Annotated in this window: 19 protein-coding genes; 8 read left to right on the forward strand and 11 right to left on the reverse strand. The window is 39.3% G+C overall.

The features are described 5' to 3' along the window. Window positions 1-140 precede the first annotated feature (140 nt). The 4 genes from ACZZZI_RS22100 to ACZZZI_RS22115 are packed head-to-tail and all read left to right on the forward strand — an operon-like array spanning window position 141 to window position 2,537. Window positions 141-860, forward strand: coding sequence for an SDR family NAD(P)-dependent oxidoreductase (locus ACZZZI_RS22100; protein WP_463491453.1), 720 nt, complete (start codon window positions 141-143; stop codon window positions 858-860). A 53-nt stretch (window positions 861-913) separates the two neighbouring features. Continuing rightward, window positions 914-1,528 carry a MarR family winged helix-turn-helix transcriptional regulator gene (locus tag ACZZZI_RS22105; protein WP_463491455.1) on the forward strand — a complete coding sequence of 205 codons (615 nt, stop codon included), beginning with the start codon at window positions 914-916 and terminating at the stop codon, window positions 1,526-1,528. A gap of 12 nt (window positions 1,529-1,540) precedes the next feature. Continuing rightward, complete coding sequence (locus ACZZZI_RS22110; RefSeq protein ID WP_316763636.1) at window positions 1,541-2,377, forward strand: phytoene/squalene synthase family protein; 837 nt, start codon at window positions 1,541-1,543, stop codon at window positions 2,375-2,377. 7 nt (window positions 2,378-2,384) lie between these two features. Beyond that, complete coding sequence (locus ACZZZI_RS22115) at window positions 2,385-2,537, forward strand: DUF2256 domain-containing protein (RefSeq protein ID WP_316763638.1); 153 nt, start codon at window positions 2,385-2,387, stop codon at window positions 2,535-2,537. Window positions 2,538-2,718: 181 nt separating this feature from the next. Here the strand turns inward: ACZZZI_RS22115 and ACZZZI_RS22120 are convergent, their stop codons facing one another. The 8 genes from ACZZZI_RS22120 to ACZZZI_RS22155 all read right to left on the reverse strand — a co-directional run bounded on the left by ACZZZI_RS22120 (window position 2,719) and on the right by ACZZZI_RS22155 (window position 12,082). After that, window positions 2,719-2,937, reverse strand: coding sequence for a hypothetical protein (locus tag ACZZZI_RS22120; protein WP_463491458.1), 219 nt, complete (start codon window positions 2,935-2,937; stop codon window positions 2,719-2,721). Window positions 2,938-3,346: 409 nt separating this feature from the next. Next, entirely contained in the window at window positions 3,347-3,910 is a 564-nt protein-coding gene (locus tag ACZZZI_RS22125) for an NAD(P)H-dependent oxidoreductase (protein WP_463491460.1), read from the reverse strand. Between the two features lie 50 nt (window positions 3,911-3,960). Continuing rightward, window positions 3,961-5,049 (reverse strand): oxidoreductase, encoded by a 1,089-nt coding sequence (locus ACZZZI_RS22130; RefSeq protein WP_463491462.1) that lies wholly within the window; start codon window positions 5,047-5,049, stop codon window positions 3,961-3,963. A 142-nt stretch (window positions 5,050-5,191) separates the two neighbouring features. Next, window positions 5,192-6,598, reverse strand: a complete 1,407-nt coding sequence (locus ACZZZI_RS22135) for a TolC family protein (RefSeq protein ID WP_463491464.1) — start codon at window positions 6,596-6,598, stop codon at window positions 5,192-5,194. Next, entirely contained in the window at window positions 6,585-9,782 is a 3,198-nt protein-coding gene (locus tag ACZZZI_RS22140) for an efflux RND transporter permease subunit (protein ID WP_463491466.1), read from the reverse strand. The genes ACZZZI_RS22135 and ACZZZI_RS22140 overlap by 14 nt, the downstream gene beginning before the upstream one ends. A 10-nt stretch (window positions 9,783-9,792) precedes the next feature. Further along, a complete protein-coding gene (locus tag ACZZZI_RS22145) occupies window positions 9,793-10,992 on the reverse strand; it encodes an efflux RND transporter periplasmic adaptor subunit (RefSeq protein ID WP_463491468.1) in 1,200 nt (399 codons plus the stop codon). A gap of 72 nt (window positions 10,993-11,064) precedes the next feature. Beyond that, window positions 11,065-11,670 (reverse strand): TetR/AcrR family transcriptional regulator, encoded by a 606-nt coding sequence (locus ACZZZI_RS22150; RefSeq protein WP_463491470.1) that lies wholly within the window; start codon window positions 11,668-11,670, stop codon window positions 11,065-11,067. Window positions 11,671-11,926: 256 nt separating this feature from the next. After that, on the reverse strand, window positions 11,927-12,082 hold the full coding sequence (locus ACZZZI_RS22155) for a hypothetical protein (protein WP_463491472.1): 156 nt from the start codon (window positions 12,080-12,082) through the stop codon (window positions 11,927-11,929). Between the two features lie 654 nt (window positions 12,083-12,736). On the opposite strand from ACZZZI_RS22155, the gene ACZZZI_RS22160 reads away from it, so the two are divergent. Together ACZZZI_RS22160 and ACZZZI_RS22165 are read left to right on the forward strand one after the other, a co-directional pair. Continuing rightward, complete coding sequence (locus ACZZZI_RS22160) at window positions 12,737-13,036, forward strand: hypothetical protein (RefSeq protein WP_463491474.1); 300 nt, start codon at window positions 12,737-12,739, stop codon at window positions 13,034-13,036. 6 nt (window positions 13,037-13,042) lie between these two features. Further along, window positions 13,043-13,612 carry a hypothetical protein gene (locus ACZZZI_RS22165; protein ID WP_463491476.1) on the forward strand — a complete coding sequence of 190 codons (570 nt, stop codon included), beginning with the start codon at window positions 13,043-13,045 and terminating at the stop codon, window positions 13,610-13,612. A 290-nt stretch (window positions 13,613-13,902) separates the two neighbouring features. On the opposite strand, the gene ACZZZI_RS22170 is transcribed toward ACZZZI_RS22165, so the two are convergent. Both ACZZZI_RS22170 and ACZZZI_RS22175 read right to left on the reverse strand, forming a co-directional pair. After that, the gene (locus ACZZZI_RS22170; protein WP_463491478.1) at window positions 13,903-14,490 is read right to left on the reverse strand and encodes a hypothetical protein; all 588 of its coding nucleotides are present in this window, start codon (window positions 14,488-14,490) and stop codon (window positions 13,903-13,905) included. Between the two features lie 461 nt (window positions 14,491-14,951). After that, the gene (locus tag ACZZZI_RS22175) at window positions 14,952-15,218 is read right to left on the reverse strand and encodes a GIY-YIG nuclease family protein (protein ID WP_463491480.1); all 267 of its coding nucleotides are present in this window, start codon (window positions 15,216-15,218) and stop codon (window positions 14,952-14,954) included. Window positions 15,219-15,689: 471 nt separating this feature from the next. Here ACZZZI_RS22175 and ACZZZI_RS22180 point away from each other — a divergent pair, with 471 nt between their 5' ends. Both ACZZZI_RS22180 and ACZZZI_RS22185 read left to right on the forward strand, forming a co-directional pair. Beyond that, window positions 15,690-16,157 (forward strand): helix-turn-helix domain-containing protein, encoded by a 468-nt coding sequence (locus tag ACZZZI_RS22180; protein WP_463491482.1) that lies wholly within the window; start codon window positions 15,690-15,692, stop codon window positions 16,155-16,157. 117 nt (window positions 16,158-16,274) lie between these two features. After that, the gene (locus ACZZZI_RS22185) at window positions 16,275-16,952 is read left to right on the forward strand and encodes a hypothetical protein (protein WP_463491484.1); all 678 of its coding nucleotides are present in this window, start codon (window positions 16,275-16,277) and stop codon (window positions 16,950-16,952) included. A gap of 4 nt (window positions 16,953-16,956) precedes the next feature. On the opposite strand, the gene ACZZZI_RS22190 is transcribed toward ACZZZI_RS22185, so the two are convergent. Continuing rightward, complete coding sequence (locus ACZZZI_RS22190) at window positions 16,957-17,568, reverse strand: Crp/Fnr family transcriptional regulator (protein ID WP_463491486.1); 612 nt, start codon at window positions 17,566-17,568, stop codon at window positions 16,957-16,959. Window positions 17,569-17,644 lie beyond the last annotated feature (76 nt).

Below are 17,644 nucleotides of genomic sequence, written 5' to 3' on the forward strand. Positions count from 1 at the left end.
TCCCTTAAAACGCCAACATTAACTATCAGTAAAACATTTTTTTGCTGTAACAGATTATACTTTAAAACAATTAGTATATTTATAAACTTTATTTAATCAAATTAGTTTATAAATACTTAAACTAATTTCAATGTTTAATCATGAGGTTTAAGAGCAAAAATATCCTTGTTATCGGCGCAAGCTCTGGTATCGGATTCGATTTGGTTAATTTACTACATATAGAGGGAGCGAATATTTTCACCGCCAGCAGAAACAGTTCACCACTATGGCCTGATTCCGTTCGCTATCTGGAAATGGATGTGATGAGTTCGACAGCAGCATTAGCCTCATTCGTTCCCGATGAACTCGATGGCCTGGTATACTGTGTTGGAAACATCAACCTTAAGCCATTTGCACGAATGACAGAAAGCGATTTTATTGATGATTTCAAACTCAACGTAGTTGGGGCTGCCACATCTATACAACAATCCTTAAAATCTTTAAAGAATGCTTCCTCAGCATCTATTGTGCTAATAAGTTCTGTCGCAGCAAGAACTGGAATGGCTTTTCATGCGAGTATTGCGGCGTCAAAAGCAGCAATTGAGGGCCTATCGATCTCATTAGCAGCAGAATTAAGCAGTAGTCAAATCAGGGTAAATATAGTTGCACCGTCTTTAACGGATACACCGCTTGCTTCAAAACTACTTAACACGCCCGAAAAAATGGATGCATCAGCAAAAAGGCACCCATTGGGAAAATACGGAACGCCAAAAGACATCAGCGCTGCCATTGCATTTTTACTCTCGGCAGAGAGCAGTTGGATAACTGGGCAAATTATTCCGGTAGATGGAGGCCTTGGTAATTTAAAAACAACATTTTAGTAAAGAATAGAACCTAACGAAATCGAAATTATAAACCATTACAATAAAAAAAGATGATGTACAACCTTTTAAACGACTTATTGTTGTTGGTAAAAACATACGAAAGTAGCAGCATGGATGCAAAGGACGATTTAAAATCTTTTCTAAAGTGGAGTAATACGCAATCCGATCAAGGCGAAAATATAAAACCCGAAGAACCTGAATGGACTGGTAAAATTAACGGTCGTTCTGCAGATAGCGTAATCAATACGGCACTTGTTCATCTCTACAGATATGCTAAAATACAGGCGAAAGCAGCTATAACCAATAGTTTATTTTCAACCCCCGATGAATTCATATACCTGATTAACCTCCTGTCTGCTGGAAATATGAGTAAATCAGCATTAATAAAAGAAAACATTCACGATAAGCCAGCGGGAACATTAATCATTAAACGCCTTCTGGATAAGGGCTTAATCACCCAACAATCCTCTGGGATTGATAAACGCAGTATGATTATGAGCATTTCGGCAAAAGGAACACTGGAACTGAACAAAAGTATGGACAAAATACGGGCTGCTTCGGCCAACGTAACAGGCCCACTTATTCTCGAAGAAAAAATTAAACTTATTACTTTGCTTCAGAAACTCGAAGACTTCCATTTTGCTCAAAATTTTGAAAAAATTTAAGACTGATATTGAATGAAAATTATTTTTGATCGTGTATCTGCAAAGTGCAGTAAAATGGTAACTAAAACCTACAGCACCAGCTTTTCTATGGGTATCCGTTTTCTAGACAAAAGCCATCAGGAAGCCATTTATGCAATATATGGATTTGTAAGGCTAGCCGATGAAATTGTAGATAGTTTCCATGATTACGATAAGCCGCAGCTGCTTTGGAAGTTTAAAAGGGACTGCAATGAAGCGATTCAGGATCAAATTAGCCTGAACCCTATTCTTAATGCTTTTCAAAAAGTTGTAAACCAATATAATGTAAAACAAGAACTCATAGATCTTTTCCTGGAAAGCATGGAAATGGACCTTCGCCAGGAAAAATATACACCTCAAAAATACGAACGCTATATATTGGGGTCGGCACAGGTTGTAGGCTTAATGTGCCTCCAGGTTTTTGTACAAGGTGATGCCGCAAGTTATGAGCGGCTAAAAGAATCTGCTATGAAGCTTGGCTCCGCTTTCCAGAAAGTAAATTTTTTACGAGATGTTAAGGCAGATTTTCAGCTCTTGAACCGAAGTTACTTTCCTGGAGTGGATTTATCTAGATTTTCCATTGCTGAAAAACTTGTTATTGAGAAAGAAATAGCAGAAGAATTTGAAGCAGCATTGCAAGGCATAAAGCAATTGCCCAAATCATCACGAAGAGGTGTTTATTTGGCCTATATCTATTATAAAAAGCTTTTTGATAAGATTAAAAGGAAAACTACAAATGAAATCATGAGTGAAAGAATTCGAATTTCAAATCCCCAAAAATTCGTACTTATGCTTAGTTCTATGTTTAAAAGCAGGTATTACGGAATTTGATTAGAAGATGAAAGCAGTTAAAAAGGAAAATCTGCGCTCCAAAATCTGTGCAAATTGCGAGAAGCCGTTTACTTGGCGCAAGAAGTGGGAAAAAGTGTGGTTGGAAGTAAAATATTGCAGTGCTAAATGCAGAAGCAACAAGGGTTTATCGAATTGCTAAAAAAACAGTTTTTGAATTCCCTTCAGTAAGCAAAAGCAAGGATAGGCAATCAGTATACGCTCCTCTTGCTGTATTATTAGCCTGAAACAAATCCAGCAGGAAGTGCCAGCGTCAACATCATTTTATTTGTCCAATTCATTTCTGCTCATACTTGCTTTTGACAACATATTTTTCAAATATGTTAGATTTTAATAACTTCAAAACCTCCGTAGGTCGTCATCTCTGCATTATGCCTTACATCAAGTCGCAACTTGAGTTTCTGAATTAATTCTTTTGCTAGGCTAATATTCCGATGTATATCGCTAATTCCTCTTATTTCTATTCCAGACTTTAGAATTTTAAATTTATTTGGATCAAATGCTTTTATAAATTGTTGTAAATCGTCTTCACTATTTTTCATACTGCTAAAATGTAATTTGACATAACAATAGCCAGCAGCCCAAAATTGTTTTGTTTTTTTACCCACACCATAAAAAAACCCTTTCTAAATCGCATTAGAAAGGGTTGTATAGATGGGCAGGATTACTTTTAATTGCTTAAAAGCCTTTTTTATTGAGCTACTGATGGATGATTTAAAATTAAAAGGTTTCATATAAATGAACTCAAAATTTTAGCAGGAACAGCTTCAAAAAAAATTTACCGCCATTTAGAACATAAAAAAGTTTGAAATGAACTTCTCCAGCCTGTTATTTTTTTTCCTTTCTTGCTTCAACGTTTTTTGCAAACTTTTTATCTATCCACCTTGTAATGTAAAACTGAATAAAATAGAAGAAACAGATCTCAAATTAAACATTCAGTGTAATGCGGAGTTAAGCCTTATCTGCATTACCTTTTTCATAATTGAAGCGATCCAGAAAATCAAGATACAAAGGAACGCTTCTTTCTACCCATTCTTCAGTAGGTTCGAATGCCATTCCATAGTAAGCAAACAATGGCTGGTAATCTGCCTTTATATAATCAAACAGTGCTTCAAATGGCCGAGTGAGTTCTTCAAGGGTGTATTTGAAAATTGTACCATGCTGCAATTGGTCTTCCTTCAATCCTAAAGAAATCGCGAGAGCAATTTTCTTTCCCGTAAATTTAAAGCCACTTGAGCTTCCGTATGCCCATCCATGGGTAAGCACTTCATCAAACCATTTTTTCAATAATGCAGGAGAATGGTACCAATAATAAGGGAACTGAAAAACAATACGATCATGTTCTTCGACCAGTTTTTGCTCTGCCCTTATATCAAACTGTTGATTAGGATAAACCTCATGCAATTGGTGCACATGAAACTTTTCAGGAAATTTTTCTAATTCTTCTAGCCACCTTTTGTTTATCACTGAATTATTTAGATCAGGGTGTGTTACGATTATCAAAGTTTTATTCATTTCAATTCAATTTATTTTACAGTTACTATTTCTATATGTCGATATTTTGTTCAGGGAGAATTTGGAATTACAATCGTTTGCCATCCCCTTAAGTGATTAATAAACCGCTCGCTTAAGCCTCCATCTCTGAGGTACTGAGCTTTCACAGGCATGTTTGGACTGATGTACTGTGGATTTGCTTTAACCTGTACTGGGAAATCACGTTGAAGAATTCCCGCTCTTGCAATCAGTACAAAATCACACCCTTCTTCCAATAATTCGCCAGCTCTTTGAGCGGTCATTATTTTGCCAGCGACACCAAGACGCACGCCTTTGCGTGGAAGATTAGTAAAAACACTGAGCATACTTTGCCCACGAAATGCGCCCTCTCCAACCATCTGATCTGAATCCCATAGGGCAAGGTCTAAGTAATCGATCAGTTCTCGGTCAAAGATGTCGGCTGTAACTTCACGCAATTCCTCTATCCGCAAGCCATAACGCTCAATCGATAATCGCCAGCCAATTTGAAAATCAGGTCCACACGCCGCTCTTATACCTTCAATAACTTCAAGCGTAAGTCGGGCACGGTTTTCCAAACTTCCTCCGTACTTATCATTACGGTCATTTAAATAGGGCGACATAAATTCCGAGAGAATCCAGCCAAAGGCCCCATGCACAGCTACTCCATCAAAACCAGCCTGCTGTGCTCTCCTGGCAGCAGTAATAAAGCTATTACGTACCCTTTCTACTTCTTCGGTTTTGATAGCAAGAACCCCAGGAACCGTGGAACTTGAAGCAGGTGCAGGAATTCCACCCAAATGTGGATTGGCACGGTGCCCCGCATGATGAAGCTGTACTGCGGACAAGCCGCCACCATCACGAATAGACGCGGCAATCTGGCTTAGGCCAGGCAAATGTTCATCACTGTGGATGCCCAGTTGCCTGGCGAAAGCGATCCCTCCTGCTTCAACTGTAGTGGCACAGGTCTGGATTAGTGCATAGCCACTTTGCCCTAGCTGTTGCATCCAGAATTGATCGTACTCAGAGGCTGTGCCATCAAACTCACTCTGTTGATTAGTCAGCGGGGCAAACATGAAGCGATTTCTGAATGCTGGCCCGTGTAGCATGGTAAGGGGTTTAAATAAATTGGAAACGGACATATATTGATGATTTATTTTTATTTATGATTTATTTCTTGTTTTTCTAAAGCTATTTACTTCATTAACACGAACTTGCACATCGCATTAGGACTTTGAAATAAAAACAAGATGCTTTGATACCTTGGAAAACAGTTGCTTAATTTTACAGGAGTCCTCCTCCAAGTGATCGATAAAGACCGACGACAGCATTTAACTGCTGGGTCTTAATGGAAGCGAGTTCAAGCTCACTTTGAAGTAAATTCCCCTGAGCTGTAATTACTTCGAGATAATCTGCCTTGCCACTCCTGAACAAAAGACTTGCATTTTTTGATGCCTGCTGTAAAGTAGCCATCCTGCGCTCAGCCATTGAATATTGATCCCTTAGCTTTTCAACTTTCGTCAACTCATCAGACACTTCGCCAACAGCGTTCAATACCGCCTGGCGAAACTGTATTACGATTTTTTCACGCTCTATTTTGGCCAATGCAAAATTTGTTTTTAATTGTCCCCGCTGAAAAATAGGCTGGGTAATTCCGCCAGAGACAAGACCGAATAAAGAAGCGGGCACATTGAACCAGTTACTGGCCTTAAAAGAGTTTATTCCACCACTTGCTGTAATTACCAAGGTTGGATACAGGCTTGCCTTTGCAACCCCAACCTTTGCATTGGCCACATTTAGTGCAAGTTCTGCGCTTTTAATATCCGGCCTGCGGTTTAACATTGAAGATGGAAAGCCTGCACTAAGATTTTGGGGAATGACCATTTTTTCCAGCCCGCTAATCTGGGCGAGCGAAGTTGGCATAATCCCGATCAATATGCTCAATGCATTCTCCTGTATGGTCATATTTTGTTCCAGTTTCGGAATCAGTTGTGCAGCATTCAATTGCTGCGCCTCTGCCTGTTGGATAGCCAATGAAGTAACCTGACCTGCATCAAACTGAAATTTAATAATTCTCAAAGTACTGTCGTTCAGCTTCAAGTTTTTCTGAGCAATTTCGAGCTGGGCATGTAGCATCAATAAGCTGTAATAACCTTGTGCTACATTAGAAATCAATCGGGTTTGAACGGCCTTGCGGGCTTCCTCGGTTTGTAAATAACTAGCTAGAGCACCTGCCTTTTGATTTTTGATTTTCCCCCAGATATCGGCCTCCCAAAATAGACCGAGGTTAGCATTATAATCCTCTATTTGGGCAGAGCCCGTAAACTGTTTCAGCGTCAGGCCATTCAGGCTGTTATCAGATGAACGGCTAGAGCTTGCAGCTAGCTGCAATTTCAGCTCAGGAAGATAACCCAGTTTAGCTTGTTTGAACAGTACTTCAGCAGCATTAATGTTCTTGAACGCAATCTGCATATCGTAATTTTTAACCAGTGCCGTATCAATTAAGTTCTGTACCGTTAGATCGGTAATAAAACTCTTCAACGGCAAGTCTCCTATACTTGAAGAATCTGTTGGCGAGGTATTTCTGAACAAACCTGGCGCAACATTTGGGGAAAGTATATTTTTCGAAACCGAGCATCCGCTCAAAGACAATACGATAAGCAGGATGGTAATTATATTAATGTGTTTCATAAATGGTATTATTTTCTTGGCCGTCATTACTATGAGCAGCCTTGTCTGATTTTTTTGATAATTTTTCCTGTAAATGCCTGAAGACAACGAAAAGAACGGGGATAATAAACAGTCCTAGGATTACGCCCGAAACCATACCTCCTGCAGCACCTATACTAATCGAATGGTTACCTTGGGCTGATGGCCCGGTAGCGCTCATCATAGGAATCATGCCCACAACAAATGCAAGTGAGGTCATGATGATTGGTCTAAGTCTTAATTTTGCTGCTTCTATCGCTGCATCAACCAAACCCAGTCCTGCATTTCTCTTCTGCACCGCAAACTCCACGATCAGTATGGCATTCTTGGCAAGCAGGCCAATGAGCATAATAAGTGCAACTTGTACGTAAATGCTGTTTTCTATTCCTGTTAATCCAATGGCTACAAATACACCGAAAATGCCCACGGGTATAGAAAGCATTACCGCCAGTGGAAGAATGTAACTTTCATATTGGGCAGCCAACAAGAAATAGACGAATACCATACATAGAATGAATACCACAGTCGATTGACCGCCAGAGGCAATCTCTTCACGTGTCTGTCCAGAAAATTCGTAACTATATCCAGCTGGTAATTGTTGTGCAGCAACTTCTTCAACTGCCTTAATTGCAGCACCAGAACTGAAACCTGGCTTTGGGATGGCGTTTATCGAAATCGAATTGAACATATTATACCTGGAAACTGTTTCCGAACCGTAAATGCGGCTCAGCTTGACCAAGCTCTTGATAGGAACCATCTCCCCGTTCTTATTTTTCACAAACACACGATCTATTGCCGATGGATCTTTTCGATCCTGTACATCCGCCTGTACTACCACGCGATAGTATTTACCAAAACGGTTAAAATCGGTTGCCTGTGCACTACCAAAATACGCCTGCATGGTTTCCAGAATGTCTTTTACGTTCACGCCCAGCTGACTGGCCTTATCATCATCAATATCCAATTGCAGTTGTGGATAATCGGCTTTGAAGCTGGTAAATGCAACACCAATTTCCTTGCGTTTCATCAATGCAGCGATAAAATCCTGGGAAATGCCACTGAACTTATCCAACTTACCTCCTGTTTTATCCTGAATAACCAGATCTAAAGCTTCTACACTGCTGAAGCCCGGAACAGTTGGAAAACTAAAGACGAAGAAACTGCCTCCTGTAATACTGCTAAGCTTACTTCTTGCCTCGTCCATTACCCCATTTAGATCTCTAGTTTTTCCTCGCTCTTTATTGGGCTTCAACAAGATATAGATGATTGCTTTTGAGGGGCTCATCGAATTAGTCAGCACATCAAACCCTGAAATAGCGGTTACAAAGCGTACAGCATCCATTCCCTGAAGTGTTGATTCGGCCTTGCTCATCACTTGTATGGTCCCATCAAGCGTTGTTCCCGATGGTGTATTTACTGCAATAGCAATAAAGCCCTGGTCTTCTGTTGGAATAAATCCCGTTGGGGTTGTTTTAACCATCATTACGGTAGCTAAGGCAATTAATGCCAGTCCACTCATACTCAGCCATTTATTTTTGATTAGGAATTTCAGTCCACCAACATAGCGGCCCGTCATCGCATTGAAGCTACTGTTGAATCCCGCAAAGAATTTCTCCTTAAAACCCCTTTTCACAGGCAGCTCTTCACCAGCTATTGGAGCAGAATGGATATCTTTTAGAAATAATGCAGCCAGCGCAGGACTTAAAGTTAAGGCATTAACCGCTGATATTACGATTGCAATTGCCATGGTAAAGGCAAACTGGCGATAAAAAAGCCCCGTGGATCCTTCCATCGACCCAACTGGCAGGAATACCGCTGCCATAACCAATGTGATGGAAATGATTGCCCCAGAGATTTCATGCATGGCCTCATGCGTTGCTGCTATTGGTCCCAAATGCCTGTGTTCCATCTTGGCATGCACCGCCTCAACCACTACAATTGCATCATCCACTACAATTCCTATCGCAAGAATAAGCGCAAATAGCGTTAGCAAATTAATAGAGAAGCCAAACAGGTGCATGAAAAAGAAAGTGCCCAGAATGGCAACAGGAACGGCAATGGCTGGAATTAGCGTGGACCTGAAATCTTGCAAAAAGAGAAATACTACAATAAAAACCAATATAAAAGCCTCAATTAATGTATGCTTTACCTGATCAATTGATTCATCAAGAGCAATCTTGGTACTAAAGAATATCTGGTGTTTTATCCCTTTGGGAAAAGCCTTTGATGCTTTTTCCATTGCTTTTCTCACCGCGATCTGGGTTTCATTCGAGTTTGCACCTGATAATTGCAAAATACCGATAACCACACCTTTTTTGCCACTTAAACGCGTAGAACTGTTATAAGAAAAAGCGCCCAGTTCTACCCTTGCAACATCTTTCAGGCGAAGTACCGAGCCATCGGCATTAGACCTGATGGCGATATTCTCATATTCCTCAGGCTTGGTCAGTTTGCCCTTGTATTTAATTACATATTCAAATACCTCTTTGCTATTTTGTCCAAATTTACCTGAGGCAGCTTCCAAACTTTTATCCTGGATGGCTCTGGTCACCTCAGAACTGGTTACCTGATAATTGCTCATTTTTGCTGGATTCAACCACACCCGCATCGAATAATCCTTGGCACCTCCGTACAAACTTGCCAATCCTACGCCAGGTATGCGCTTAAGCTCTGGGATGATATTGATCTCCGCATAGTTTCCCACAAAAGTCGGATCATATTTCGATTCATCTTCTGTATATAACCCAATCCCCATCATAAAAGTAACGTGCTGTTTGGATGTGGTAATACCTTGCTGAACCACTTCTGCAGGTAGGCGGCTCAGTGCCTGTGAAACCCTGTTCTGAACATTTATTGCTGCCTGGTCTGGGTTTGTGCCCAGTTTGAAATAAACAGCTATAGATAAGGTACCATCGTTACTGGCCGTAGAGTTCATATAGGTCATATCTTCTACGCCATTAATGGATTCTTCGAGGGATGGCGCCACCGAACGCAAAACTGTTTCAGCATTGGCTCCCGGATAAAGAGCACTTACCACTACCGATGGCGGTGCAATATCTGGAAATTGTTGTATGGGTAATTTGATCAGACCGATCACACCCAATATCACCAGAATAATGGAGATAACGGTTGCAAGCACTGGTCTTTGTATGAATATCTTGAACATTGTAGTAGTTTTATTTTTTATTGATTAATGTTGCTGCCTTTGCCGATTTTATTTCAGGCTGGATAAGCTGGCCATCTTGGATACGGTCCAGGCCACTGAGTACGATCCGGTCTCCAGATTTTACTCCATCTTTTACCAGATAATTCTCCCCACTTTTACCGACAACTGAGATTTGCGTTTTGGTTACCTTGTTTTCTTTATTCACCGCGAAGACAAAAACTTTATCCTGCATTTCAACTGTTGCAGACTGGGGTATTAGAATGGTATTATCATGTTGCAAGCCCAACCTTAGTTTCCCAGTGTTACCTGATCGTAGGATACCATTTGCATTTTGGAAACTGGCCCTTAACGTAATCGCTCCTGTATTTTTATCGAACTGGCCATCGATCATGTCAATTTTACCCTTTAGGGGATAAGAAGATCCGTCGGCCAAAAGCAGTTCAACACCTGGTAGATTTTTGATCCGTTCATCAGGTGTTTTCCCTGGATAATTGGCATTAAAACTGTTAAAATCATTTTCAGCCAAGGCGAAATAAACATGAACCTCGCTGATATTAGAAAGTTGTGTAAGTGCTATCTGATCGGCAGGCGACACCAGACTTCCCTGTTTTTTTGGAATTCTGCCGATGTATCCGCTAACAGTTGCTTTCACATTTGTATAACCTAAATTAATCTGTGCAGATGCCACGCCTGCCCTTGCCTGCTCTGCGTTTGCCTGTGCTATTTTGTAAGCTGCCTTGGCTGATTTCAGCTGGAAATCGGAAACGACCTTGTTTTCTACCAGAGGTGTTAATTTGTCTATTTCCAGCTGTGCATTGAGAATGGCGGCTTCTGCTGCATGCAGGCTCGCTTTTGCATTATTCAATGTTTCAGTATATGGCTGAGAATTAATCTGAAACAATGTTTGCCCCGCACTAACGTATGCGCCCTCATTAACCAGTATTCCTTGCAGATAACCACTAACCTGCGGACGAACATCGATGTCGACAGCACCTTGAATAGCTGCTGGGTATTCGGAAAAGGTAGTTTCCGTTGTTCCACTGACAATGGAAACCGGCAGTAATGGAGCCGCTTCAGTTGCCTGCCCTTCGCTAGAAGTTTTACAGCCCGCAAGCGTGAGCGCAGCAAGTAAAATAACAGTTAATGTTTTAATGAAATTAAACCGTTTAATGCTGTTAAGTTTGATAAATAAATAATGGATAGTATTCATGTGATTTTAAATTACAATGGTTTGATGGTGTATTAATAATCTAACGGTGTTAGCCTATTTGATAAAAAAAATTTAGCTCGTAATGGATAAGGTAATCCCCTTAATGGCGTCCCTTAAAATCTGCTGATTAAGTTCCTCTGTTATCTTTCCGCTTGGCCCTACCAGGTTAATCGAGATCAGTCCGTGTATAATTGACCAATAAGTATGGTATTTTCTACAGATATCATCTTCCGATACGGGTTTGCTGTTGAACATGGATTCAATTATCTCAGTGATCACAGCGTATAGAATATCCATTTCTAGTATTCTGTTGTTTGAGGTAGAGCAAACCATATCTACGCCGTACATCAGGCGATAAAACTCCTGGTGCTCAAAGGCGAAATCCCAGTAGGCAAGCCACATGGCACCCATTTTTTCTCTGGGATCTTGATAGCGGTCTCTGGCGATGCGGACATTTTTGGTCAGGATCAGATATCCCCTTTTGGTCAACTCCAGTAAAATCCCTTCCTTGTTTGCAAAATATTCGTAGATAATTGGGGCTGTATATTCAATCTGGTCTGCGATTTTACGCATGCTCACCGCGTGCCAGCCTTCAATTTGAGCGATGTGCAGGGCGGCATCCAGGATGTTAGTCCTGGTTTCTTCCTTCAATCGCAATATTCTTTCCTTACTTCCCATAACGCGAACAATTTATAGGGATTGAGGAACTAGTTCTCTGCATCCCTGGCTTTTTTAATTTCATATTCTTGTTGTTTTGACAAGCCAAAAGTAGGTTGATATTTGGGTGGGCTATTTCTTCAAAAGCTCAAAAAATATCGGCTGGAGTTCATTATGAATCTTTAAAAAAACGGGCTGAGCAGACATGGCTCCGCCCCATTGAGCTTTTAAAATTCAAGCAAGGAAAAACTAATCAATAAGAATTTTTGAATAAGAATCAGCTGTTGGATGTCATTGGTTCATCGCGGAGCAACAATAGGAGTTCCCGTATAATTTTGGCTGTAGCACCCCATATCTTATGCTCCTCTATCTGGTAGTGTGGTGTTAATACCTGATCACCAGGAATTAATTTAAATCCCATTATTGCCTTCATGCTATCCGTTGTTGTATATCATGAGCCCCTAGGCGTAATTCCAGTTGTCGCTTACAGCATCATCCTGATCGCTGTCATTATTTTTAATAGTGATAGCTGGTTTAAGTCGATTGGCTGGAAAATTTAACACTGCCACAAGTAATACGCTCAAACAACTGGTAACACCAAATTAAAAATATTGATTCTGGGCGAAAACCATAATTTAGTTAATCCATTAATTTACTGATCTTATATTTTTCATAAAAATGAATTTTAAGCCAAAACTTGGTGGCTGAAATCATTTATAGAATAAAAAAGCCTTAACATAAACAAGCTTGAAACGCTAAAACGGCAAATGTGACAACCACTAAAAAGCTACTCTAGCAAATTTGATAAAAGTTAGGCTTAAAAAAATTTCAGCATAAGTAATTTCCAAAATCCAACATCATTATTTATTGATTAAGAAACATTTTATTGAAGATATATTTTGTTCATTAATCGAGTTATTTTTTTTACAGATTTTTATTTATAACATTAGAAAACAGAAAACTTAGATTAAATAACGCTCATGAACAAACCTCTCGCAAGCCTGAATAACAGGTTTTACAGGGCAATCCTCAACCACAGCCAGATATTTACATGACTTAGTACCACGAGGCGATACATGCTTTTCTTATGGTTAAGAAACAAGAATTGGGCCTAGTAGCATTCGAAGCTCAATTCAGCCAATTAAATTCAAAAGGAGGAAGAACCTTATTTTCTGAAGTAAATGGACACTTCGAGCTTGGCGCAAATCATTATCTGAATGGACTTAGAGATGCGATAAGGGATTTCAATCCAAGTTTTGATATTGCAAGAGCTGCTGCACTAGCCCTGGGAGGAATCGTTTTCATTAATGCAAGTGATGCGTCGATAAATGCTCAGGAAAGAGACACAAGCAAGCCCGGTTACACAGGAACTAAATGCCCTAATTAATTTAAAATGAATAATCAAGATTCCGACATGGCAATTTATAACACTCACTTTAGCAACTTTCTTTTAACGAAAAGTATTGGTTTATTATTAGTTATGATTCTTATAAGCTTTTCTGAAAAGTCAAAAGCACAAAGTAAAGAGAAAGGAGCAACGCCAAAATATTATAAAATTCACTATGTATTAGCGTACGACTATGCTTTAAAAGGATTAAAGGATAGTATACCATTGTACGCCTTTAATTTCAAAATAACGGTAAAAAAAACCGGCAAAAAACAAGTTGTGAAAGTAACCGCAAGTGATAGTTTAGCCTACAGTCTTTTTCCAAGTTATAAAAAATATCATACCTTCGATTTTAGCCCTTATATGAACAAAAAAAACGAAGTAAGTTTTATTTTACCAATAATAGTTGTCAACAAAGTAAGTATGAAATACAAACCAGATAGTCAGCTTCCTTCAATTGATATAAATACTGTTATAAAATTATTTGAAAAAATTTTATACGTAGAAAAACCCTATCCTAACACGCTGATATTGGAATTCCTGAAAGTCGAAAAATTAAATATTCCAAAGAAATAGATAGCAATACGAATCGTTTTTTAACATAAATTAAATTGAACGATCATATCATAGACTTATACGATTCAAAATGGTCAACTAACAAACAAAAATTTCACACTTCTCTTTATTTCATCAATGAGTTAAAACTGACTTGGTTGCAAAAAAAATAAGTAAAATTTAAAATTACAAAAGAATAATTTTAGAAATCGTTGGCACTACCTAAACGATGGGGCCAACTATTGTACCGATCAGCAGGAGTAGGCTATGGACCATCAATAGCTTGAAGCCGTTCTTAGACGCATTATTTACTATATCCGATCTGTGCCTTTGCGATTAGCATCGATAAATTGGGTTTTGTGCACTACTCCGAGAAATTTCGTTTTTGCATTTTCATTTATAGGGTTAATCTCGACTTCCCCATCATAATGAATATAACCAATAATAGATTGACTTTCGTCTATGAAATTATAGTATGAAAATAGGGCATCCGTCCTGGTTAGCACGTAAAAATGTTTTATAAAATCATTCAACTCAGACATCTCTACAATTACCCCTCCATTGAATCGAACCCCGATTTTATTGTTTTTTAAATATTCTACTGCTTTAACAACTTGTTTGAGGTCGGTCCTTTTATTAGAGTTTCGTGTAATCCAAGTTGTATCTGCATCACATAGAAAGATAAGTCTTTCTATACCCAAACCCTTGTAAAGCTTCACAATTTCGATTGCTAATGACTTTTTTCGTTGTATGGCTGTTTTTGCCTCCAGCCTGAGCCAATAATGCGCTACGATATCTGGGTAATTGAATATATCTTCATCTATAGACTTGTCATAATGACGCTGAGGAAAATTAGGATAACTTTCGAGGCATTGCCGACGTTTAATTTTTTGTAGCATTGGTTATTTCTGCATTGCCCTTAACTAAAATAAAGGTCTGACGGTGTGAGGCCCACCAACCTAATTCTGGAGTAAAGGTCTAATAAGTTCAGATATTTTGAATAAATCAAATGTAAAAATTATCTGCAAAATTAACGGGCAAACTAATACCAAGACACCAAATGATTTGAAACTGGGCTAAACCTATAATTTCATCTGGAGTTCAAATTCTCAAAAACGGTAGTATAATGATAATAGATTACGCAAATACAATCCGTTTTGCAACCTATAATTCCAAGTCATGATATGAACTTTCTAAATGTAATTTGACTGTAAAATCAAAAGGGATCTCTAAGAAAAATGTACCCAGTGCCGGTCCCGATAGCCTTCGGGACGAACCGGCACGGTTTCCACAGGTGTTTGAGACCAGCACGTCTACCACCCCAATAGCCATTGGGGCCGCCGTCATTTATACGTTTCTCTTATTTTGTAATGATATCAGGGTACTTCTTCAGATTTTCAATATATGGAACACTCTTCATTTTTTTAATATGGGTTTCGATAGATCTTGCCTGTTGATAATTTAAATCCGTAACCGAAAAGAATAGCAGCCAATCATCAGTCTTTGCTGTAAAACTATCTTCAAAGTCTCTATTGACATGTTGGGCTAGTCGCTGCGATAAATCATTGCAGCTCCCAATGTAAAATCTATTCAGATTTTTTGAATATAAAATATAAACTGATGCCATAACCAAGAATAAAAAAAGCCTTAGAAGAATCTAAGGCTTTAGTCAAGTACCGATCAACGGGACTACTTTCAATATTTAAAAGCCTTTTTATTGCTTATTGAACCAATAGTAGACGATTTAAAATTGAAAGGATTCATATAATTGCTCCAAAAATTTTAGTGATTATTTTTTTTAAAAAACCTTCACCGGGAAACTTTGAACCGAAAAACTTGAGATCCCTTACATGGAATTTCCGATCCTACCTACAGGATTAAGGGAGACTGGATTTACCTGATTCCGCCATATAGGGTTCATCAGCTGAATAAGGCCGGGAAGAATGGAGAGCTTATTTCCTTTAAGCGTTCGAAGCTGGAGGAGGAGGATAAGGATTTTCTGCTGGATCTCTTCCGTATTTTCAATGTACAGGGTGAGTTTTCCTGCCTGAGGCTTGATGAGGATGCATCCAAAGAGCTTGGCAGTATCTATAGTATCATGGAAAGTGAATATCAAAAGGAGAATAATTACGGAATGATGAAGGCCTTGCTCAAGGTGCTTCTTTTAAAATTGATCTCCGTTAAAGACCTTGAGTTTACCTCCCACGATATTCATCAAAAAAGGGTTTACGAGTTCTTGATGCTTTTAGAAAGCAATTTCCACTCGGTAACCAATATTGATTTTTATGCCGGAAAACTCGGCTTGAGTTCAAAGAGGCTTAACCAGATTTTGAAGGAAAAGCTCGACAAGACCGGTACGCAGATTATTCATGACCGGATTATCCTGGAAGCTAAGCGAAAGATCATCCATAGTGAGATCACCATCAAAGAAATTGCCTATGAACTTGGATTCAGTGATAGGCCATACTTCAGCAGGTTTTTTAAAAAACAGACCGGACAGACACCGGAAGAATTCCAGAAAATGGCAAGAGCACATATTGAATCTAACAAGAATACCTTGATTTAATGGCACTGCGAAACACATGTTAGCAATCTCTTGTCATAGTTTAAGAATTTTACTTGAACTATGTTATTAACAGTTGTGAAGTAGATTATTGAACTTTGCATTTCAAAATCACTAGATATGAAAAAAAACATCACCAATTTGATCCTGATGATGACCTTAAGTGGCTCGATTGCATACGCCCAAAAAATTTCGCTTGTAAAAGAAAACCTCTCTCCCCACCTCGTCCAGGTTTCTTTTGATGGGCAGCAAGGAAAAAATGCAGTACGCGTAGTCAAATCACCAGAGGTTATCAGAGTTGATGAGCCCACCTATGTAAAGATCAATGACCTGGACTTCGGTGATGGATCAATTGAACTGGAAGTGATGGGAAGGTTGCTGCCCAATGCACCTGATAGTGCCAGGGCTTTCATTGGGCTTGCCTTTCACATCAATAGTGATGATTCAAAATTTGAAGGTATTTATCTGCGACCTACCAATGCAGTTGCCGAAAACCAGATCAGGAGAAACAGATCTGTACAATATTTTTCTTATCCGGATTTTAAGTTCAATCATTCCAGGAAAACCAATCCCGGAGAGTTTGAGAGCTATGCTGATATTGCGCCAAATGAGTGGATAAAGATGAAAGTTGTCATTAGAGGTGACAATGCAAAGCTTTACATCAATGGTAGTCAAAACCCGACCCTGATTGTTAATAAAATGAAAATGGGTGCGAACCAGACGGGAGGCTTAGGCCTTTGGGTGGACATAGGCACTGAAGGCTATTTCAGAAATCTAATCGTGAGGAAGGATAAGTAGACTGTTATCTCCCGATGAGCTTCTTTTTGATCTTGCTTAAAAACTCGGAAGTGATCCCCAGGTAGGAAGCGATCTGCGTTCCAGGCAATCTCTGAACCAGGTCAGGATAATTCTTCTGGAAAAGCTGATACCGTTCCTCAGCCGTATAGCTGATGTTCTGCAATACCCGATCCTGAAGTTCAATGAATTTCCGTTCAATCACGATCCGAAAGTTCCTGTCGAACCTGGGATAATGGGTATATAGATGAAGCAGATCATCATGTTCAATCTGCAAAACTGTACAGGGTTCAACTGCCTCAATGTAAAGCTTACTCGGACTTTGTTCATAAAAACTGTTAAAGTCCGCGATCCACTGATTTTCCACCGCGAACTGAAGGTTGTGTTCAATTGCATTATTATCTACCGCATAAAGCTTTAAGCAACCCGAAATCACGAAAGTATAAAATCGGCACACATCGCCCTCCTGAAGCAATAAGCCTTTGCGCTTATAGTTACGCAGGCTGAATACCTGCTTCGCCGCCTCCGCTGCTTCTTTGTCCAGTGGAAAAATACCGTTAAAAAAACCGGTTAACATGCCATGCGCATGATCGGTCTGCATTGTTATTGAATCTGACAAAATTCTGAATTTAATTTTGTAAATATAGGAAAATACAGATTCATCAAAACTTTGCTACTGATGACAACGAATCCTT

The sequence above is a fragment of the Pedobacter sp. AC190 genome, from assembly GCF_979258025.1.